General features: G+C 71.3%; 20 protein-coding genes. 10 read left to right on the forward strand and 10 right to left on the reverse strand.

Annotated features, from left to right (window positions below):
- The first annotated feature begins 50 nt into the window (after nucleotides 1-50).
- Entirely contained in the window at nucleotides 51-518 is a 468-nt protein-coding gene (locus H489_RS37300) for a hypothetical protein (RefSeq protein ID WP_056068165.1), read from the forward strand.
- Between the two features lie 763 nt (nucleotides 519-1,281).
- Here H489_RS37300 and H489_RS25425 read toward each other — a convergent pair.
- Nucleotides 1,282-1,761 (reverse strand): DUF4395 domain-containing protein, encoded by a 480-nt coding sequence (locus H489_RS25425; protein WP_017886528.1) that lies wholly within the window; start codon nucleotides 1,759-1,761, stop codon nucleotides 1,282-1,284.
- On the reverse strand, nucleotides 1,758-2,258 hold the full coding sequence (locus H489_RS25430; RefSeq protein ID WP_017886529.1) for a TlpA family protein disulfide reductase: 501 nt from the start codon (nucleotides 2,256-2,258) through the stop codon (nucleotides 1,758-1,760). Before H489_RS25430 ends, H489_RS25425 begins: the two co-directional genes overlap by 4 nt.
- 226 nt (nucleotides 2,259-2,484) lie before the next feature.
- On the opposite strand from H489_RS25430, the gene H489_RS25435 reads away from it, so the two are divergent.
- From H489_RS25435 to H489_RS25445, 3 genes are all read left to right on the forward strand, one after another.
- Nucleotides 2,485-2,700 carry a DUF1653 domain-containing protein gene (locus H489_RS25435; RefSeq protein WP_152427207.1) on the forward strand — a complete coding sequence of 72 codons (216 nt, stop codon included), beginning with the start codon at nucleotides 2,485-2,487 and terminating at the stop codon, nucleotides 2,698-2,700.
- A gap of 77 nt (nucleotides 2,701-2,777) precedes the next feature.
- Nucleotides 2,778-6,287: a TM0106 family RecB-like putative nuclease gene (locus tag H489_RS25440; RefSeq protein ID WP_017886531.1), complete on the forward strand. Its 3,510-nt coding sequence runs from the start codon at nucleotides 2,778-2,780 to the stop codon at nucleotides 6,285-6,287.
- 86 nt (nucleotides 6,288-6,373) lie between these two features.
- Nucleotides 6,374-6,688, forward strand: coding sequence for a hypothetical protein (locus tag H489_RS25445; RefSeq protein ID WP_017886532.1), 315 nt, complete (start codon nucleotides 6,374-6,376; stop codon nucleotides 6,686-6,688).
- Between the two features lie 113 nt (nucleotides 6,689-6,801).
- Here the strand turns inward: H489_RS25445 and H489_RS25450 are convergent, their stop codons facing one another.
- The 5 genes from H489_RS25450 to H489_RS25470 form a co-directional block, all read right to left on the reverse strand.
- Nucleotides 6,802-7,218, reverse strand: a complete 417-nt coding sequence (locus H489_RS25450) for an SseB family protein (RefSeq protein WP_159556558.1) — start codon at nucleotides 7,216-7,218, stop codon at nucleotides 6,802-6,804.
- Nucleotides 7,219-7,322: 104 nt separating this feature from the next.
- Nucleotides 7,323-8,126, reverse strand: a complete 804-nt coding sequence (locus tag H489_RS25455; RefSeq protein ID WP_017886534.1) for an SDR family oxidoreductase — start codon at nucleotides 8,124-8,126, stop codon at nucleotides 7,323-7,325.
- 153 nt (nucleotides 8,127-8,279) lie between these two features.
- On the reverse strand, nucleotides 8,280-8,945 hold the full coding sequence (locus tag H489_RS25460; RefSeq protein WP_081612235.1) for a GOLPH3/VPS74 family protein: 666 nt from the start codon (nucleotides 8,943-8,945) through the stop codon (nucleotides 8,280-8,282).
- A gap of 76 nt (nucleotides 8,946-9,021) precedes the next feature.
- Entirely contained in the window at nucleotides 9,022-9,849 is an 828-nt protein-coding gene (locus H489_RS38780; RefSeq protein ID WP_040419335.1) for an HNH endonuclease family protein, read from the reverse strand.
- A 577-nt stretch (nucleotides 9,850-10,426) separates the two neighbouring features.
- Nucleotides 10,427-13,858: a DEAD/DEAH box helicase gene (locus tag H489_RS25470; protein WP_152427208.1), complete on the reverse strand. Its 3,432-nt coding sequence runs from the start codon at nucleotides 13,856-13,858 to the stop codon at nucleotides 10,427-10,429.
- Between the two features lie 191 nt (nucleotides 13,859-14,049).
- Between H489_RS25470 and H489_RS38735 the strand changes: the two genes are divergently transcribed.
- Nucleotides 14,050-14,178, forward strand: coding sequence for a hypothetical protein (locus H489_RS38735; RefSeq protein ID WP_258375068.1), 129 nt, complete (start codon nucleotides 14,050-14,052; stop codon nucleotides 14,176-14,178).
- Nucleotides 14,179-14,293: 115 nt separating this feature from the next.
- Complete coding sequence (locus H489_RS36695) at nucleotides 14,294-15,295, forward strand: AraC family transcriptional regulator (RefSeq protein ID WP_017886539.1); 1,002 nt, start codon at nucleotides 14,294-14,296, stop codon at nucleotides 15,293-15,295.
- Between the two features lie 9 nt (nucleotides 15,296-15,304).
- Here the strand turns inward: H489_RS36695 and H489_RS25485 are convergent, their stop codons facing one another.
- The gene (locus H489_RS25485) at nucleotides 15,305-16,717 is read right to left on the reverse strand and encodes an amino acid permease (protein WP_017886540.1); all 1,413 of its coding nucleotides are present in this window, start codon (nucleotides 16,715-16,717) and stop codon (nucleotides 15,305-15,307) included.
- 76 nt (nucleotides 16,718-16,793) lie between these two features.
- Here H489_RS25485 and H489_RS25490 point away from each other — a divergent pair, with 76 nt between their 5' ends.
- On the forward strand, nucleotides 16,794-17,294 hold the full coding sequence (locus tag H489_RS25490) for a DUF427 domain-containing protein (protein ID WP_031259408.1): 501 nt from the start codon (nucleotides 16,794-16,796) through the stop codon (nucleotides 17,292-17,294).
- A gap of 93 nt (nucleotides 17,295-17,387) precedes the next feature.
- Here H489_RS25490 and H489_RS25495 read toward each other — a convergent pair whose 3' ends face one another.
- Nucleotides 17,388-17,720: a hypothetical protein gene (locus H489_RS25495; RefSeq protein WP_017886542.1), complete on the reverse strand. Its 333-nt coding sequence runs from the start codon at nucleotides 17,718-17,720 to the stop codon at nucleotides 17,388-17,390.
- Between the two features lie 90 nt (nucleotides 17,721-17,810).
- Between H489_RS25495 and H489_RS25500 the strand changes: the two genes are divergently transcribed.
- From H489_RS25500 to H489_RS25510, 3 genes are all read left to right on the forward strand, one after another.
- Nucleotides 17,811-18,191 carry a hypothetical protein gene (locus H489_RS25500; protein WP_017886543.1) on the forward strand — a complete coding sequence of 127 codons (381 nt, stop codon included), beginning with the start codon at nucleotides 17,811-17,813 and terminating at the stop codon, nucleotides 18,189-18,191.
- Nucleotides 18,164-18,661: a DUF6264 family protein gene (locus tag H489_RS38610; RefSeq protein ID WP_228500578.1), complete on the forward strand. Its 498-nt coding sequence runs from the start codon at nucleotides 18,164-18,166 to the stop codon at nucleotides 18,659-18,661. The genes H489_RS25500 and H489_RS38610 overlap by 28 nt, the downstream gene beginning before the upstream one ends.
- Nucleotides 18,662-18,756: 95 nt before the next feature.
- Nucleotides 18,757-19,191 carry a hypothetical protein gene (locus H489_RS25510; protein WP_017886545.1) on the forward strand — a complete coding sequence of 145 codons (435 nt, stop codon included), beginning with the start codon at nucleotides 18,757-18,759 and terminating at the stop codon, nucleotides 19,189-19,191.
- 4 nt (nucleotides 19,192-19,195) lie between these two features.
- Here H489_RS25510 and H489_RS25515 read toward each other — a convergent pair whose 3' ends face one another.
- Nucleotides 19,196-19,816: a hypothetical protein gene (locus H489_RS25515; protein WP_017886546.1), complete on the reverse strand. Its 621-nt coding sequence runs from the start codon at nucleotides 19,814-19,816 to the stop codon at nucleotides 19,196-19,198.
- Between the last annotated feature and the right edge of the window lie 207 nt (nucleotides 19,817-20,023).

Below are 20,023 nucleotides of genomic sequence, written 5' to 3' on the forward strand. Positions count from 1 at the left end.
CCGGCTGCTCTGACACCGGACCCCACACCCCAGCGAGCAAGGATTCATCCATGACGTTGCAGGAGTCACATCAGAATGTGCTCGACATCTTCGCCGCGATTACGTCGGTTGTCGGAGAGGATGGATGGGCCGAGGGGACCGAGTCGGAATGGAACGGCTGCTCCTCGCAGGGTGGAGCGGGGGCGCAGTTCATGCTCACCGCGATCCGGAATCAACCTCTCTCCGGTACGCCGGATGATGTGACGAAGCGTGTTGCAGCCGCGCTCAAGTCGAGGCTGGGCATGGAAGGTATCCGCGTACAGCACGACGAGACGTTGTCGCCTCCCCGGACGGTCATCGGTTACCCGAACGGCTACAACGGCGGGACCGCTGCCGACGGGTACGGATTGCAGTTCCAGACCGATCCCGGCTTCGTTGGAGTCATCATCTACGGGCACTGCGTGCCCGGAAACCCACCCAAGCTCGGGACACCGCTGAATCCGCGCCCTTCCGAATCGTCGAAGCCGTCAGGCAGTTGAGACCCTCCCGCGGTCGAGGGATGGTCCGGTGATCGCCCGCGCTCCGTCTCTCGGCGCTGGCCAAGTGTGGGAGGCGGGACGGACGGCGTGCTGCTGTTCGAGGACGTGGCAGACAGGGACGCAGTTTGACCCCGCGGTGTAAACGCTTGACCGTGATGTGCGCACTGGGCGCCTCCGCCGTTCTCCTCTTGACCCGTAAGGAGTCGTCGTCGCTCATGAGGTTCGGGATCTGCGGTCCCGCGATCCCGGCGTAGAGCAGCAGGAACTGGGCGAGCGAGAGGGGCATCGACAGCGCCGCACTCCGAGCCCAGTCGAAAGCACGATGCGCCATCTCGGAGTCGCGCGGTTCGATCGGCCTCCCGGCGAACACGGCGCGGCGGTCGCTCCGTCGGCCCGTTCGGTCGAGCTCGCGGACCGGCCACTGCATCGTCTGAGCCAGCTTGATCGTCGACGGGAGGATCGAACCGGTCCCGCTCAACCCGCCGAGCGCCAGGGCATACCCGAGGACGGTCAGGAACCGGCTCAGCGCATCGTCGCCGCTCGGCAGCAACAGCCCGACGACCGCCTTCGCGACGACCCCGCCGATGGCGATCCAGATCGTCCGCCGCCGAGCGCGACGGGCGATGCCCTCGTCGTCCCCCATGCACTCCAACCCACGAGGACCGCCCGCTTCGCGTGCGTCGCGGAGGCGAGGCGCGCCTCCAAACCGGACCGCCCTGCCAGCGCGGCCTGGGCCGCGGGGGTGAGTCGCGCCTCCCGGCCGTCAGGCGACGCCGCGCCGCGGACGGAAGATGCCCGCGCGGACCAGCCACACGTAGAGCAGGCAGCCGATGCAGACGTCGAAGACGGCGTTGAGGAACGCGGCGACCAGGGCGACCGCGGCACCGATCGGGGCGGCGTACGGCACGCCGAGCAGCGCGAGGAGCAGGGCGACCGCGGTCACGAACAGGCCGACCTGCTGGGCGAAGGTCGGGGGTTCCGGGGCCTCGAGTTCGGCGGGCGGGCCCAGGCGCGGGCGGACGACCCGTCGGAAGAGTGCGCCGTAGGGGTGACGGCGGATGCCGGCGATGCCTCCGACGGCGAACAGCACGACGATGACCGCGAGCAGCACGATGCCGGCGACCCACGTCGCGGGGATCAGCGTGAGGACGATCGTCGCGGCGAGGAGCACCGTGGTGATCGCGGCGCCGAAGCGCGGGGAGCGCGGGTCGATGCCGCGGTCGGTGTCGGTCGTGGTGGTCATCGGGACTCCTGGGTGCCGGTGGTGCTTGAGGTACCTGTGCCGCGTGTGGTGTCTGTTCTGCCTGTGGTCAGGACGGTGTCGAGGGCTGCGGCGAGTTCGGGTGGGCGGGGTGGGCCTCCGAAGCGGGTGCGAACGATCCGGGAACCGTCGACGAGCAGGACCGTGGGGGTCTGAAGGACGTTGAAGCGGCTCGCCAGGCCGGGGTACTCGGCGAGGTCGATCTCGATGCGTCGAACGCCCTCGTGGTGGTCTGCGACGGCGTCGAGCAACCGGCGCGTGGCCGGGCAACGAGCACACGTCGGCGTGGAGAACTGGACGAGGGTGGCGCGGCTGCCGAACGCATCGGCGGAGGCGAGGCCGTCGACGGTGCTGGCGGTGCCGTCGGGCGCGGTCGGGCTGGGCTTCGCGCGGCCGGTCCTGGAGCGCAGGAGCAGCCCGAGGACGGTGGCGAGGGCGAGAACCCCCGCCAGCACGGCGACGGCCACGATGACGGTCATGGTGTGACCGTACGTCGTGGTGCTGTCCGCACGGAAGCACGTGTCCGTTCGTGACGGTGCCGGGCGGTCCGGCGGTCCGGCGGTCCGGCGGTCTGGCGGTTCGGCGCGGCCGTCGCGTCGTTCAGCCGTCAGACGAGCCGCCCGCCGGGGTGGGGACACCTGCGCCGTGAACAGCGCACCTTTCCAGCGTCGGCGGCGGACGGCTCACCTGCCTACGATCGAGGCTGTGACTATCGACGTGACACCCGGGCGGTACCGGCACTTCAAGGGGAACGAGTACGAGGTGGTCCTGGTCGCTCGTGACGTGGAGACTGAGGAGCCGGTGGTCGTCTACCAGGCGCTGTACGGCGAACGCGGGCACTGGGTGCGCTCGCTCGCCGACTTCACCGCGCACGTCACCCGTGACGGGTACGACGGGCCGCGGTTCGTGCCGATCGGCTGACCGCCGGGCGACCTGAGGGGGTCGGTGTCGGCGCCCGCCCCTAGGCTTTCAGCGCACCAGAGGACGAGGGGGAGCGCATGCAGATCGGCGTCGACGGGCACGTGCTGCTCAGCCCGAGTGACCTGAGCACGTGGTCGGCCTGCGAGTGGGCGTTCCTGCGCCGGCTCGACGCCAAGCTCGGTCGCGGTGACGCCCTGCCGGACGTGCACGACGACATGCTCGAGCGCACCGCACGGCTGGGGGACCAGCACGAGCTCGACTACCTCGACATCCTCAAGCAGACCCGCGCCGTCGTCGAGTTCGATCGCCCCGCACCGCCGGACTACGCACGTGCCGCAGCCGAAGCACGACAGGCCTTCGTCGACGGCGCCGACGTCCTGTACCAACCGACGTTCCACGCAGCGCCGACGGCCGACGCCCCCGGGTTCATCGGCTTCGCGGACTTCATCATCCGCAACGACCACGGCGAGTACGAGGTCTACGACACCAAGCTCGCCCGCCACGCCAAGATCAGCGCCCTGCTGCAGCTCGCCGCGTACGCCGAGCAGATGCAAGCACACGGCATCCCCACCGGGGCGCAGGTGCACCTGGTGCTCGGCGACCGCACGACGACCACGCACGACCTCGCCGACATCGCGCCGGTGTACCGCACGCAGCGCGCCGAGCTGCAACGGGTGATCGCCGAGCGCATCGCTGCCGACGAGCCACTGCAGTGGGGCGACCCGCGGTACTCCAGCTGCGGGCGCTGCGCCGTCTGCTCGACCCAGGTGGCCGAGCACCGCGACCTCGTCCTCGTCGCCGGCATGCGCCTCGACCAGCGGGCGAAGCTCATCAAGCACGAGGTGCGGACGATCGACGACCTGGCGGTCCGTACCCGGGCTGTACCGGGCTTGTCCCGCGCGACGCAGGATCGGCTGGTACGTCAGGCGAGCCTCCAGATCGAGACGAAGACCGCCCGACGGAACGGTGCCGACGGGCCGGGCCAGCCCGTGACGCCGCGCTTCGAGGTCCTCGACGCCCGCGCGCTCGACGCGATCCCCGCACCCGACCCTGGCGACGTGTTCTTCGACTTCGAGGGCGACCCCCTGCACACCGAGGACGGCGTGCACTGGGGCCTCGACTACCTGTTCGGCCTGGTCGACGACCGCGCCGAGTTCACCGCGTTCTGGGCGCACACCATCCGCGACGAGCGGGTCGCGCTGGAGCAGTTCCTCGCGTTCATCGAGGCCCGGCGGCAGCAGTACCCGGGCATGCACATCTACCACTACGCGGCGTACGAGCGGACGCACCTGCTGTCCCTCGCGGCCCGGCACGGGGTCGGCGAAGAGGCCGTCGACGACCTGCTGCGCGCCGGCGTCCTGGTCGACCTGTACCCGATCGTCCGCAAGGCCCTGGTCGTCGGCAGCCACAGCTACTCGATCAAGAAGCTCGAGCCGCTCTACATGGGCGATGACCTGCGCGAGAGCGACGTCACGAACGCCGCCGACAGCATCACCGCCTACGTCGAAGCGATCGAGGAACTCCGGAACGGCGACGCCGTCGAAGGGCAGCGGATGCTCGACCAGGTCGCCGACTACAACGCCTACGACTGCCGCTCGACCCTGCGCCTGCGCGACTGGCTCCGCTCGCTGCGCACCGACGACCCGGACGCGGCCGACCCGGCACTCGAGCTCGAGGTCCCGCCGATCCCCGTCGAGCGCGAGCCGAACCCGGTGTACGTCGCCCTGGCCGCGCAGCTTGAGGACGTCGACGCCCTCGACCGCACCCCTGACCAGACCGCGTTGGCGCTCGCCGCAGCCGCGATCGACTACCACCGCCGCGAGGCGAAGACCTTCTGGCAGGACCACTTCGACCGCCTGCGGAACCCGGTCGACGACTGGGCCGACACGCGTGACGTCCTCGTCGTGGAGCGCGCGTCCGTCGAGCGCGACTGGGACACGCTGCCGCGTGCCCGCTCGCAGTCGCGGGAACTCCGGTTGTCGGGGACGCTCGCGCCCGGCTCGCGGCTCCGGCCTGGAGGCACGCCCCACCTGGTCTACCACGACCCGCTTCCGCCATCGGTCGCCTCTCCGGGCCCCGGGTCGAAGGGTGCGTCGTCGCGCGCCGTGATCGTGGACGTGTGGGACAACGGCGATGCCGTCGAGGTCCTGGTGAAGGAGGGCCTGCCCGTCGGTGGCGAACCGCACCGCGAGTTCCCGGTGGCCCTCGCCCCGTCGGCGCCGCCGCGCGCGAAGCCCCAGCCCGAGGCGATCGCGTGGTGGGGGCAGGCCGTGCTCGACGAGCTGCCGGCGATGCTGCCCGACCCGGCGCTCGACCTGCTGCGCCGGGTTCCCCCGCGCGGAGCGATCGTCCCGGTGCAGGGTGACGACACGGTGTCGGCCGTGGTGTCGACCCTGCTCGGCCTCGACCGCTCGTACCTGGCGATCCAGGGCCCTCCCGGCACGGGCAAGACCTACGTCGGGTCGAACGTCGTCGCACGGCTCGTCCGCGAGTACGGCTGGCGGGTCGGCGTCGTCGGGCAGTCCCACGCGACGTCGGAGAACTTCCTGTCGTCCGTGGTGAACGCCGGCGTCCCCGCGGACCGGGTCGTGAAGGTGCCGAAGTCCGGCGCGACCGAGGACGACCTCGACGCCGCCGCGTGGACGCCCGTCAAGAACGGTGCCGCGGTCGCCGCGTTCCTGTCGTCGTGCGAGGCCTCGGGCACCGGCGGTGTCGTCGGTGGCACGGCGTGGACGTTCGCGAACGAGTCGACGATCGAGCGTCGTTCCCTCGACCTGCTCGTGGTCGACGAGGCCGGACAGTTCTCCCTCGCGCCGACCGTCGCCTCGTCGGTCGCGGCGACCCGGCTCCTGCTGCTCGGGGACCCCCAGCAGCTCCCGCAGGTGTCGCAGGGTTCGCACCCCGAGCCCGTCGACGAGTCCGCGCTCGGCTGGCTCGCCGACGGCCAGCACGTCCTGCCGCCGGAGTTCGGCTACTTCCTGGCCCGCACCCGCCGCATGGAGCCCGCGCTGACCGAGTCCGTCTCGGCCCTGTCCTACGACGGGCAGCTGGCGTCGATGGTGTCCGGTCGGCACCTCGACGGCATCGACGCCGGGGTGCACCCCGTGCCGGTCGTCCACGCGGGCAACACGACGTCGTCGGCCGAGGAGGCCGCCCGTGTCGTCGCGCTCGTCGGTGACGTCGTCGGCCGCGCGTGGACGGACGGTTCCGACACGCGTGCCCTGACCGACGAGGACGTCATCGTGGTGGCGCCGTACAACGCGCAGGGAGCCCTGATCCGGCAGGAGCTGGACCGCGCGGGCTTCACCGGGACCCAGGTCGGGACGGTCGACCTGTTCCAGGGCCGCGAGGCCGTCGTGTCGATCGTGTCCCTGGCGGCGTCGAGTGCGGCGGACATCCCGCGCGGGCTCGACTTCCTGCTCATGCCCAACCGGCTGAACGTGGCGATCTCGCGGGCGAAGTGGGCGGCGTACCTCGTGCACTCGCCGGCGCTCACCACGGGCCTGCCCCCGTCGATCGCCGGTCTGTCCCTGTTGTCCCGCTTCATCGAGCTCGTCGAACCCCGTCGTCACGCGGCGAGGGCCTGAGAAGGGTCGGAGGGGCGAAGATGCTGGAGGACTGGGCGAGTCGGCCGTCCCCGCGTCGCTCTCGCGCATCGACGGCTGACCTCGTCGTGACGATCGTGCTGTTCGTCGCAGCAGCGCTGGCCGGGGTCGCCGCGGTGCTCGTCGGTTGGGTGTTCGCCGCACTGTCGCAGTACAGCTGCGACTGGGAGACGTCGACCCGTCCGTGCACGCCCTGGGTCACGTGGGCCCCCAGCCTGGTCGAGAGCATCGTGCTCGTCGCCGTGTTCGTGGGCGGTGCGATCGGCGCCGCACGTGTCCGACGCTCGAGACCCCAGGGGTGGGCTGTCGCCGTCGGCACCGCGACCGTCATGGCCATCGTCGTGTCCGTGACGAGTGTCGTCGTCGCGGAGCACGGCGGGTGAGCACGAACCGTTTGACGGTTTCGGTTCACGAACCCCGAGGATCGTGAACCAGAACCGTCAGACAGCGGAAAACGCTCCGCACTCGCCCGCCGCGGACGGTGGGAGCGCGCGGGTCAGTCGTCGCTCGTCGGGACACCGCTCTGCATCTGCACCCGCATCTGCGCGAGGACGTCGGCGTGCAGGAAGTTCGCCGCCTCGGCACTCGTCGGGTCGACCACGATGCCGAACTCCTCGGGCAGCGCCGAGACGAGTTCGGACATCGGCACCGGGCGACCCTCGGCCTCGGGCAGGCCGGCGGCGAGTTCGCCGGGGTCGGTGAAGACCGGCACGAACGGCTTGTCACGGATCATGACGTGGGCGACGCTGCCGGCTTCCGGACTGCCCGCCGGCTTCCAGGGCACCCACGCCGCGCTGCGCAGGAAGCCCGCCGGAGAGGCGGCCATCCTCCGTCGCAGTTCGGCGGCAGCGGTCGGCGGGGTCTTGTCGACGCCTCGGCCGAAGGCTGATCCGTTCGTCTCGTCGTTGCTCACGCCGACCATGCTGTCACGCCCGCAGGACACGGCGGGGCCGAGCCGCGCCTCCAGGTCGACGCCCAGCGCACGCGGACGTGCGCCGGGTGTCGGAGGTGACGGACTCAGTACGCGGCCGACTGCCCGCCGTCGATCGGGACGACCGTCGCGTTGACGTAGGACGCGTCGTCGGAGAGCAGGAACGCGACCACGGCGGCGATCTCGGGGGCCTCGCCGTAGCGCTTCGTCGGGTTGACCTGGATGAACTCCTCGGCCGCCTTGCGGGGGTTCTCCGCGTCGAGCTGCTTCATCGAGTTCTCGACCATGGGCGTCCAGATGGCGCCGGGGGCGATGGCGTTGATGCGGATGCCGTAGCGACCGTACTCGACGGCCGAGTTGCGGGTGAGTCCGACGACGCCGTGCTTGGCGGCGGCGTACCCGGACTGGTTGCCGATGCCGCGGATGCCGCCGACGCTCGCGGTGTTCACGACCATGCCGGAGCCCTGCTCGCGCATGACCTTGAGGACCTTCTCGAGCCCGAGGAACACGCCACGCAGGTTGATCGACACGACCTTGTCGAACTCGGCGGCGGTGAAGGACTCGGTCGGGTTCTGCTTGCCCTCGATGCCGGCGTTGTTGAAGAAGCCGTCGATGCGGCCGAAGCGCTCGGTCGTGGCAGTGACGTAGGCGTCGACCTGGGCTTCATCGGAGACGTCGGCGACGGTCGTCAGGACCTGCGCGTCCGGGGTGGCGTCGAGGACGGCGGTCTTCGTCGCCTCGAGACCCTGCTCGGAGACGTCGACCAGGGAGAGCGCAGCGCCCTCGGCGGCCAGGCGGACGGCGGTCGCACGGCCGAGGCCGGAGCCGCCGCCGGTGATGAGGACGACACGGTCGGTGAAGCGGGTGGTACCGGTGGCGGTTTCGGGCATGGGGGAGGCCTCCTGAGGTCTTCGACGGTGAAGGGCTCGGGGTCCGCGGTGGAGCAGCGAGTCCGATCAATGCATCCGCATCGATAAAACTAGACTACACCTGTCGCGCAACGGCCTCGTCAGTGGGTGCCCAGCAGGTGCCCGCGGCCGACCTCAGCTCGTGATGATCGTGGTTGCCGTCGCGGTGGTCGCCGCCATGATGACGATCATCGCCGCGGCTCGGATCTGCTCGAGCACGGCCTGCACCGCGGGGCTCGCCCAGGTGCCCGAGGTGATCTCCTCGACCAGACCCTTGTCGACCGCGCCGATCTGCTTGCGGAGCGTGTTCGTCGCGTCGAGCAGCCCGATGACCGCGGCGGAGAACGGTGTCGGGCCCGCCCGCCGAGCCAGCACGTCCGCGATGCCCGATCGCAGCAGTGCCTCCGGGGCGCCGTCGCGCTCCGGGTGCTTCGTGGTGGGGAAGAGGCCGAGCACCTTGCCCTGCTCGACGCTGATGATGCCCCTGGCGACGAGGCCGGCGAACACGTCGTCGCGCAGCCGCTGCTTGCCGAGCCGGCTCACCCACCACTTCGCCTTGCGCGGCGCACCCGATGCCGCGATCGACCCGACGACGCCGTCGAGCACCGGGTCGCCCGTGGCGGCGCCGTTGACGACGGTGACCAGGCCGTCCTGCAGCGAGACAACACCGCGGAGTGCGAGGTCCGCGAGGACCGCGCCCGCGAGACCGGTGTCCAGCGTCTGCCCGTCGAGGGACTTGCGGCCGCCGGGCTCGACCTGGAGGAGCGCGAACGCCTGCGGCACTGTGAGTTGCTCAGCCATGTCCGCAGCCTGCCACGCGGGGCGGAGGTGCGCCGGGCCTCCAGGCTGACACTCAGCGGCGCCGGGCCGCCCGACGTCAGCAGGCGCCGAGCACGCGTTCCATCGCGTCCCGCTCTGCCGGGGCCACCCACAGGTGGTACTTCGTCTTCACCGTGACCTGGTGCTCGATGTAGGTGCAGCGGAACGCCTTGTTCGCGGGGAGCCAGGTCGCCGCGTCGCCGGAGCCCTTCTGCGAGTTGGACCGGCCGTCGACGGCGAACAGGTTCACCGGGTCGTTCGCCAGCGCCTGCCGCTCGGTCTCGGTGAGGCGCTGGGCTCCGGTGCGCCAGGCGTTCTCGAGCGCGACGACGTGGTCGATCTGCACGAGCGTCGAGGTCGTGTTGCCGCGGACGAAGTCCACCCGCGCACCGGTGTACGGCGAGACGAGGGTGCCGGTGAGGACCTTGCAGCGACCCTCGCGGGTGATGCCGGCCAGATCGCGGGCGAGGACGTCGTTCCGTGTGTCGCACCCGTTGTGGTCGACGTCGAGCCAGGCGCTGCCGAAGTCGCCGGTGCGGTCGTAGCCGGTGGCCGCCGCCTTGCCCTTGACGGGCAGGTCGGCGAGCTGGGTGCGTGCGCGGACCGCGTCGGCGTCGGTTCCGCGGCTGACGGTCGGACTGGAGGTCGGGCTCGCCCCTGACGACGCGTCCTGCGGTCCGATTGTGGTCGTCTCCACGGCTGTGGGGCCGCCCGCAGCGGTCTTGCCGGCCGCGTCGGTCGTGCCGGCCGCGTCGGTCGTGCCGGCCGCGTCGGCGTCCGGGCCGAGGGCCCCGGTGGCGTCGAGGGCGTACCCACCGACGGCGAGGGCCAGGACGACGAGGACGGAGGTCAGGGTGATGCGGCTGCGGCGTCGGCGGGACGTCATGCGGTGGGACTCCAGGTGGTGCGGGGCGGAACGTGGTGCGGGGCGGAACGTGGTGCGGTGGTGCGGGTCTGGCGGGACAGGGACGATCATCTCGTGCGTGACCGACATACCGGGGCGGCGCGCGCGGCACGGTGCGGGGTTGGTCGGTGTGTGCGGTCGGTGTTGTTCGGTGCGGGGTTGTGGCGTGGCACGGGGCGGGCAATCTCGCACGGGTTGAGCGACCTTGCACGGTGCGGATCTGGCGCGGCAGCGCGGCAGCGTGGTGAGCACGGTGCGGGTGTGCGGTCGGTGTTGTTCGGTGCGGAGTTGTGGGGTGGCACGGGGCGGGCAATGTCGCACCGGTTGGCGGATCTCGCACGGTGCGGATCTGGCGCGGCGGCGGGGCAGCGTGGTGGGCACGGTGCGGGGTTGGTCGGTGTGTGCGGTCGGTGTTGTTCGGTGCGGAGTTGTGGGGTGGCACGGGGCGGGCAATCTCGCACGGGTTGGCGGATCTCGCACGGTGCGGATCTGGCACGGCAGCGGGGCAGCGGGGCAGCGCGGCGGCGGGCGAACAGCGGGGGAGCCGGCAGGCGGCGGGTCAGGTCAGCAGGGAACGGATGTCGTCGGCGGTCAGGTCGTCGGCGAACAGCGCGTCGTCGTCGATCATCGTGGCGAACAGCTCGGCCTTGCGGGCGGCGAGGGCGAGGACCTTCTCCTCGATGGTGTCCTCGGCGATGAACCGCTGGACGCTTACCGACCGGGTCTGGCCGATGCGGTGCGTCCGGTCGACGGCCTGGGACTCGGCGGCGGGGTTCCACCACGGGTCGAGCACGAACACGGTGTCCGCCTCGGTCAGGGTGAGTCCGAAGCCGCCGGCCTTCAACGAGATGAGGAATGCCGGGGCTGTGCCCTGCCGGAAGCGTTCGATGACCTCGGGACGCTTGCGGGTGGAGCCGTCGAGGTACTCGTAGCCGATGCCGCGGGCGTCGAGGGCGTCGGACACCATCCGCAGGAACGAGGTGAACTGGCTGAACACCAGGGCGCGTCGCCCCTCTGCCGCGAGCTGTTCGAGTTCGTCGAGCAGCAGGTCGAGCTTGGCCGAGGGGATCGGGGTCGAGCCGGATGTGACGTCGGAGTCGGACGACGCCGACCCGGACGCTCCGGCGGACACCAGCGCCGGCGACAGCGCGAGCATCCGCAGCAGCGTCAGCGACCGGAACACGATCATCCGGTTCTTGGACAGGTCGTCGATCAGGTCGAGGACCTTCAGCCGCTCCCGGTTGAGCGTGCGCTCGTACAGCGCACGGTGCGCGGGGTCGAGCGTGACCCGGACCACTTGTTCTTGCTTCGGGGGCAGGTCGGACGCGACGGCTTCCTTCGTGCGCCGGAGCATGAGCGGCCGGATCCGCCGACGGAGCCGCCCGGTGAGCTCCTGGCGGGCTTCGCCCCGGAGCTCGGGTGAGGCGAGGGGCTTCACGTAGTCGTCGCCGAACCGGGTCCAGGTCGACAGCAGCCCCGGCGCGACGATGTGGAACAGTGCCCACAGGTCGGTCAGCCCGTTCTCGAGCGGGGTGCCGGTGATCGCGAACTTCACCGGTGCCTGCAGCTCCGAGGCGACACGGTGGGTCTGCGACTGCGGGTTCTTCACGAACTGGGCCTCGTCGAGCACCAGCGCCGACCACGGCAGGTCGGTCCAGGCCTGGGCGTCGAGCCGGAGCAGCGCGTAGGACGTGACGACGACGTCCGACGCGGCGGCGGTCCGTGCGACGAGCCCGGGGTCCTTCAGCGACGTCGAGGTCACCGTCGCGACCCGCAGCGACGGCACGAACTTCGCCGCCTCGGCCGCCCAGTTGCCCACCACCGAGGTCGGTGCGACGACCAGGAACGGGGGAGCGTCGGGCTCCGCGGCACGACGGGCGGCCACCATCGCGAGCACCTGCAGCGTCTTGCCGAGACCCATGTCGTCGGCGAGCACCCCGCCGATGCCGTGCGTCACCAGGAACGACAGCCACGCGTACCCGGCGTGCTGGTACGGCCGCAGGTCGGCGTGCACGGTGTCCGGCACCGGGACGTCACCCGGGGGAGTCGCCCCGAGCAGCCCCGCGGTGATCGCCTGCCAGCGTTCGTCGTGCGAGGTCTCGTCGGCCAGCAGGTCGAACTCGGTCCACAGCCCGGCGTGCAGCGGCGTCACGGCGATCGGCTGGTCGGGCTCCCACTCGTCCAGGTCGCGGGCCTCGTCGATGAGTTCCTTGAGCCGGTCGAACGCGGGGTCCGCCAGGGACAGGTACGAGTTGTCGACGAGCTTCAGGCGTCGCTGCCGACCCGCGAGCGCGGTGAGCAGCGGTGTGAACGGGATCTGCTTGCCGTTGACGCTGACGATGATGCCGAGGTCGAACCAGTCGTGCTTGTCCGACGGCATCGTCGTGACGCGGATGTGCGGTCGCCCGCTCAGCCGCTCGTAGTCGAGCCGCTCGCCCTGCACGACGGTGCGGACGCCGAGCGACGGCAGCTCCGGCAGGAACTCGTTCGCGAACACCGCGACGTCGGCGCCGTCGATGGTGCCGTCCTGGAACCAGTCCAGTCCGCCACCGGGTCCGGCAGTGCGGACGGGAGGGCCGGCCCGCGTCGCGTCGTCGGCCGGCGTCGTCGCCGTGGCCGGCTCCACCGCCGCGGCCGGGTCCGAGACGGGAGTTTCGTCGGTGCCGGCCGGATCGTCGGCGGCACGGAGCCCGGACAGGTCGGGGAGCGGACCGTGCAGGGACACCGGGTCCTTCCGGCCGTCGACGTGCCAGCGCCAGTGCAGGTGCACGCGGTCGTCGGTGCGCGGCGCCCGGGCCGGCTCGAAGGTCGCGGTGAGCACGAGTTCGGGCGGGGTGCGCTCGGGCAGCTCCACCGAGCCGTCCGAGCTGACCAGCCCGAGGGCACCGCGCAACCGGGGCGACCAGTCCGCCAGGAACTCGTCGACCTCGGCCGTCGGCACGGTGATGCGGGTGCCCTCGAGGAGCATCCGCCGCTGGTCCTCGGGCACCGGCGCGGGGGTCGGGGCGACGGCGACCGTGAACTCGGGGCTCTCGCGGAACACGTAGACGCCGTGGTCACCGATCATCCGCGCCGCACCGGGCACCACGGGTCGGCCGTCGAGCACCGCACTCGCGCCGATCACCACGGCGTCGTCGTGCCGGCCGACGTCGAGCAGCACCTGGGCCTGCGTGCCGAGCACCGCGCCGCCCTCGCGCTTGCCGGTGACGAACGCGATGTCGAGCGTCGCGGCCTGCTGCAGGAGCGGCCAGAGCAGGGGACTCCGGAAGTCGTCGAGGTGCAGCCAGTCGCTCTCACCCGGCAACCCGGCGAGCTGCCCGGCACGGTGCAGGGCGGCGAGCTGCAGGAACCAGGCGTGCTGCTCGGCACCGACGCCGAGCCGGTTCTGCGAGTAGGGGAGCGTGCCCCAGGTCAGCTGCCCACGCACCCAGTTGCCGGCGTCGCTTCGGGTCACCGGGCGGACGCCGAGCCGCACGCTGCGGGACGCCGTCGGCAGCGCACGGCCCGCGGCACGGGCTCGCGAGGCGAGCTTGGCGGGGACCGCGTCACGCAACTCGAACTGCAGCCCCATCCGCGTGCCCTGCGGGGTGGGCGCCTGCTCGTCGTCACCGGCGAGGCGGGCGAGGTCGTGCCTCCAGTCAGAGGGCGGCGGAGCCGGCGCGTCCGGACGTGGGCCGGCGTTCGCGGCGAGGGCGCGGGCGTTGATGGTGAGGAGTGCAGCCGCGACGTGCTTGCAGTCGCCGCCGAGCGGGCAGCTGCAGCTGCTGCGGACCGGGCGGACGAAGTCGCCGCGCGCCGGGGTGGTGTCGACGCGCAGTTCGTACGGGTCGTCGGCGGTGCCGGACACGACCGCGGTGACCGTGCCGTCGTCGTCGTGCCAGGTGGCGTCGTCGACCAGTCCGGCGCGGACGACGTCGCGTGCACGGCCGAAGGTCTGCGGCCCGACGAATCGGATGACGTCGACGGCGTCGATCATCGGGGCTGCTGGCACGGGTCCATCGTGCCAGTCGCCACCGACGATCCGCGCCGCCACCCTGGGCGCCCCACATCGGGCAGGGCTACCGTCGACACCGGAGCGCGACGACTGCGGTCCACGGAACCGATTGGAAACGCATGCCGGACCGACTGCGGTGGGTACGCGACTCAGCCGACCACTGGAACGGGTGGCTCGGCTCGGAAGTCGTGTGCGACATCACCCGGACCGACACGTACACGGTCGATTCACCGGACCACTCGTTGACCGGTGGGCACTCGTCGTTCGAGAGCGCCGCCGCCCAGGTGCACGGTTGGGTGCGCTGGACCGGCCGTTAGGCCACGGAACGCAACCTGGTTGTAGGACCACCCGCCGCTCCTTAGCGTGAGGGGGCAGGTCGGCACCACCGCACGTGATCACACCGCTCTGCTTCCAGGAGAGAGAGGTGGCCCCATGACCGACACGACCGAGTCGAAGTCGCCCGCTCCGGGCTCCGACCCCGCTGCGCGTCCCACGCCGCCGCGTTCACTCGTCGCCGTGGCCGGGCAGGACACCGACTCCGCCATCAGCTCACTCGCCGGCATGTACGCGGGAAAGGCCTGGTACTCCCGGGCCCTCGACCAGGACTACTGGTTCAAGTACGTCGGCGTCGGTGACGAACGGCTCAGCATCCGCCGTTCCCAGATGCACGGGTACCTGCGGGGCGACGTCGCCACCGAGGGCGAGGTCGTCGTGCAGTGGCTCGAACGCGGCGAAGCCCGCGTCGACGTCGGCCACGACGAGGTCCGCATGCAGCCCGGCGTCCCGACGATGTTCCCCGTCGAGCGCCGGTTCGAGATGGAGTACCAGGACTGGGACCAGCGCCTGGTGCACCTGCGCCGGGACCTGGTGCTCGACGTCGCTGCCGAGAACCACCTGGTCGACGGCACCGTGGCGTTCGACACGACCGCCGCCCCGGACCCGTCCGCCGTCGCACTCTGGCGCACCGCCGTGTCGGGTGCCCTCCACGCGTTGCGCGAGGAGGGCGAGGAGTCGCTCGCCTGGCACGAAGCGCAGCGCGACGTCGCCCGCGCCCTGTTCCGGATGTACCCGCTGCAGGCCGAGCGGTTCCCCTCCGGGTACGGCACCCGCAGCGACGGACGACTCCGTGCCGCGGTCGAGTTCATCCAGGCACACGCCCACGAGCCGCTGACCGTCGCCGACGTCGCACAGGCCGCGGGGCTCAGCATCCGCGGGATCCAGGAGTCGTTCCAGCGGGCGTTCGAGCGCTCGCCGATGACGTACCTGCGCGAGGTGCGGCTCGGGCGCGTGCACGAGGAACTGCGGGTCCTCGAGCCGCATGCGACATCGGTGGCGGACGTCGCCCGGCGCTGGGGCTTCGCGCACATGGGGCGGTTCGCGTCGGTGTACGCGGCCCGGTTCGGGGAGTACCCGCGGGAGACGTTGCGGCGCTGAGCGGCCGGGTCAGCGCTTCGCCGGCTCGGCCAGCTTGCTGTGCTTCCGCGAGTACCCGAAGTACACACCGAGCCCGATCGCGAACCAGATCGCGAACCGCACCCACGTCTCCCACTGCAGGAACGTGACGAGCCACAGCGACGCGATGACGCCGATGATCGGGATGACCGGCATGAACGGCAGCCGGAACTGGCGGTCCAGGTCGGGCTGCCGGTAGCGCAGCACCACCACGGCCGAGCAGACCACGACGAACGCGAGCAGGATGCCGATGTTCGTGAGCTCCGCGACGACACCGATCGGCAGCACCCCGGCCAGGATCGCCGACGCGATGCCGAGGATCCAGGTCACCCGTGTCGGCACGTGCCGCTTCGGGTCGGTCTTCGCGAACCACTTCGGCATCAGACCGTCGCGGCTCATCGAGAACCAGACGCGCGAGGCACCGAGCATGAACGTCACCAGCACCGTGACGATGCCGACGATGGCACCGATCGCGATGACGTTGGCGACACCGCCGAGCCCGACCGACGCGAACGCCGACGAGAAGCCCGACGCCGGGTCGATGTCGGTGTACTTCTGCATCCCGGTGAGCACGAGCGTCGCCAGGACGTAGAGGACCATCGAGATGCCGAGGGACAGCAGGATCGCCTTCGGCATGTGCTTGCGGGCGTCGGTGGACTCCTCGGCCGCCGTGGACATGGCGTCGTAGCCGAACACGGCGAAGAACACGGTCGCGGCGCCGGTCATCACGCCGCCGAACCCGAACGGGAAGTACGGGGAGTAGTTCGCGCTGTTGATGTGGAACACCCCGAGCACGACGATGAGCACGACGAGCGCCACCTTGATGCCGACGGCGACGAACTCGAACCGGGCGGCGCTGCGGATGCCGCGGGTGAGCACGAACGCGGTGAGCAGGCACAGCGCGATCGCGAAGACGTCGATGACGTGGCCGTCACCGGTACCCGGTGCGCCGAGCATCCACGCGGGCAGGTCGATGCCGAACTGGCCGACCAGGAACCCCACGTAGCCGGAGATGCCGATCGCGACCACCGCCACGATCGCGGTGTACTCGAGCAGCAGGTCCCAGCCGATGAACCACCCGACGATCTCGCCGAGCACCGCGTAGCCGTACGTGTACGCACTGCCGGCCTTCGGGATGAGCCCGGCGAACTCGGCGTAGGACAGGGCGGCGGCGGCGCTCGCGACGCCGGCGACCAGGAAGCTGATCAGCACCGCGGGTCCGGCGACGCCGTTCGCGACGGTGCCGGCGAGGGTGAAGATGCCGGCGCCGATGATGCCGCCGATGCCGATCGCGGTGAGCTGCCACAGGCCGAGGTGCCGTTTGAGGCCGCCCTCGCCCCCGGCCTCGTCATCGATCGTCTCGATGGGCTTCCGTCGGAACAGGGTGCGTGTCGTCGTCGTCACCCGCCCATGGTGCACCCGGAGACGATTCCGCGCACGCACGCGGCTGCACCGCAGGCTCCGGGCGTACACCTGGAGCATGCGTCACCCGAAGAGGACCGAGCCCGGCCCCGGCCAGGAATCCGTCTGGGACTACCCCCGCCCACCCGCCGTCGAGCGGGTCACCGCCCGCGTCGTCGTCCGTCTGGGCGGCACGGTCGTCGCGGACACGACCGACGCCGTCCGCGTGCTCGAGACCTCGCACCCGCCGGTCTACTACCTGCCGATGGCCGACCTGGCCGAGGGCGCGCTCGTCAAGGCGTCGGGATCGAGCATGTGCGAGTTCAAGGGCCTGGCGCGCTACTTCGACGTCGTCGGCGGCGATGGCACGGTCGCGAGCCGTGCCGCGTGGAACTACCCGACACCGGTCCCCGGCTACGAGTCGCTGCGGGAACGCGTCGCGATCTACCCGTCGGCGATGGATTCGTGCGAGGTCGGCGGCGAACGGGTCCAGGCGCAGGACGGCGACTTCTACGGCGGCTGGATCACGGCGGACATCGTCGGCCCGTTCAAGGGCGCGCCCGGCACGCTCGGCTGGTGACCCGGCGTCGTCAGGTGGGGCGGCCCTGACCCGGACCGACCCGTTTCGTGGGCGGCGGGGCGGACCCGATCCGGGCCTCCCGGCCGGACCGCGTCAGCGGTTGGCGTACGGCGACCAGAACGGCGGCGGAAACGTGCCGCCGCTCACGATCACGAGCACCTGCCAGACGAGCATGACGAGTCCGGCGGTGCCGATGACGATGCCGATCCACGACCACACCTGCACGGCTCGGCGACGGCCGGCGATCCGGATCGCCCGCCAGCCGCTCAGCACGCAGACCAGCCCGAACACGGCAGCGAGCAGGACGTGGCGGATGGTGGACTGCGCGGGCACGATGATGCCCAGGTAGAACGCGACCGGTCCGAGCAACACCGCGAAGGTCGCCGGAGCTGCCGGCGGTTCGTGGTCCCGAGCGACTGCTCCCATGGACGGCATGGTAGCGAGTGAACCTCGCTTCGGGTACGTCCGGGTCGCGCAGCGCGGGCATCCGGCCGTGGGAACGGGCACCATGGAGGCATGCGTTCCTTCTTCCGCGTCCTGCTCGGCCTGGCCCTCGTCGTCGCGGGCACGAGCCACCTCACCTTCGCGCGCAAGGAGTTCACGGCGCAGGTGCCCGACTTCGTGCCGCTCGACGACGACACGACGGTGCTCGCGTCCGGGGTCGCGGAGATCACGCTCGGCTCGGCCCTGGTGCTCGCGCCGAAGTCTGCGCGTCGCTTCGTCGGCTCGATCGCTGCCCTGTTCTTCACGGTGATCTTCCCCGGCAACCTGTCGCAGTGGGTCAACCGTCGCGACGCCTTCGGCCTGGACAGCGACGAGAAGCGCTTCGGTCGCCTGTTCGGCCAGCCCGTCCTCATCGCGCTCGCCCTCTGGTCGACGCGCGGCCGGCGCTCCTGATGGGCGCGCCCGCGCGGCAGACCGGGCCGGCCCCCGGGGTGGGGCCGGGATCGGGTCCTGCGTCGGGTCCCGATCCGCTCGGGTCCGGCCCGGCGCGCTTCGGTCGGGAGGCCCGGCACCCCCTGGCAGGACGCGCTCGCGTCGCGGACGTGGTCGCCTCCGCCGCCCTGCTCGTGGTGCTCACGGTGGGTGCGTTGGCAGCGGGGTGGGGGATCAAGCTCATGTCGCTGGCGTTCGTGTCGTGTGCGGCACCGGGCAACACCTGCAACGAGACGCTGGGTGACTCCGTGGTCGTCTTGGGGCCGATCATCGTGGCGGTGGTGCTCGTCGCGACGATCGTGGTGTGCGTACTGCGGCTCGTGCGCCGACGGTTGACCTGGCCGGTGGTGCTCGTCGGTATGGCGGCGATCGTCGCGGTGTTCTTCGCCTCGCTGTTGCTCGTCGACAGCTCGGTCACGCACGGCATCTGAGCGGTTCTTCCTCCACAGGCCGGGCTCGTCGAGCGTCTCTCCACAGAAGCTGGTCGTCGCCCCGGGGGTGGATGCTGGGCCGCCACGCTGGGGCCATGCCTGACACCGAGATGCTCGACCGCCTGACCCGTGAACCCGTCCGCACCGACGACGACGTCGTCGCACTCGTCGAAGCCGTCGTCGAACGCCCGCTGCGCCGGCAGTGCTGGGTGCTGTTCCTCGACGACCGTGGGATGTCGATCCCGTTCCTGCTGCCGATCGCCGACCTGCCGTACTCGCCGGACGAACACGTCGACGACTTCGCCGCCCTGATCGCCGACATCGTCGCGCAGCTCGGTGCCGCCGACGTCGTGCTCGCGTGGGAACGCCCCGGCGCCGATCGCCTCTACCCGGTGGACTGGGAGTGGGTCGACGCCTGCGCGTGTGCCCTCGACGAGCAGTCCGTCCGGCTCCGCGCGCAGGTCGTCGTGCACTCCGGCGGAGCGGCCATCGTCGAGTTCGACGAGGAAACGCAGGCGGTGGCCTCGTGACGGGTCAGCCCTGGGGAGCGGTGTCCGGCACGGTCTGGCCGGTGAGCTCCTCGACGATCACCTTCGCCTCGGGCCACGACTTCGCGTAGTGGTCCGGGTCCGAGTTGATCTGCACTGCGTGTGCCATCTGCGTCGGCGTCATCGTCTTCCAGCCCGGTACCTTCACGAGCTTCGTGTAGAACATCGTCGCGGCCGTGTACGGGTCCATCCGCTGCTCGTACGTGCCCCAGGCGCCGTTGTCGCGCTGCTGGAACAGTCCGCGACTGTCCGGGCCGGCGGCGTCGCCGTGGTCCAGGTTGACCAGGCTCGACTCACCGATCGCGGTCATCACACCGACGGCCTGCGTGTGCGGGCCGATCCCGAGTGCCTGGGCGGCTTCGATCACGTGCGCGGCGTTCACCAGGCGGTCCTGGCAGAAGCCGGCGACGGGTCCGGCCGGCACGACCATGCCGCCGATCGTCTTCGAGGCGACGGCCGGGCACGCGGGCTCCGGTGTCGCGGCGCTCGACTTCGCGACCCCGGCGAGCGAGTTGACCGCGATCACCACGAGGACGACCACGCCGATGCCGACCGCCACGATCCCGGCGCCGAACACCGAGGCCAGGGTGATGCCGACACGGCGCATGACGGGACCTCTCGACGGGCTGGGCGAGTGCTGGGCGGACGGAGCAGGAAGAGCAGCACGAGCGTACGGGCGCCTCCTGGGAAGCCTGCGGCGGCCCGCCGTGGTCGCACATTCGGGGTTCGCGGTTCGGAGTCCGCGGTCCGCCGCCGGTTGCTCGCCGCGGGGAAGGTGCATCCCCAACAACGAGTGACGGTTCTGGTTCACGAA

Origin of the sequence: Curtobacterium flaccumfaciens UCD-AKU, from assembly GCF_000349565.1 — a bacterium.
Classification (GTDB): Bacteria; Actinomycetota; Actinomycetes; order Actinomycetales; family Microbacteriaceae; genus Curtobacterium; species Curtobacterium poinsettiae.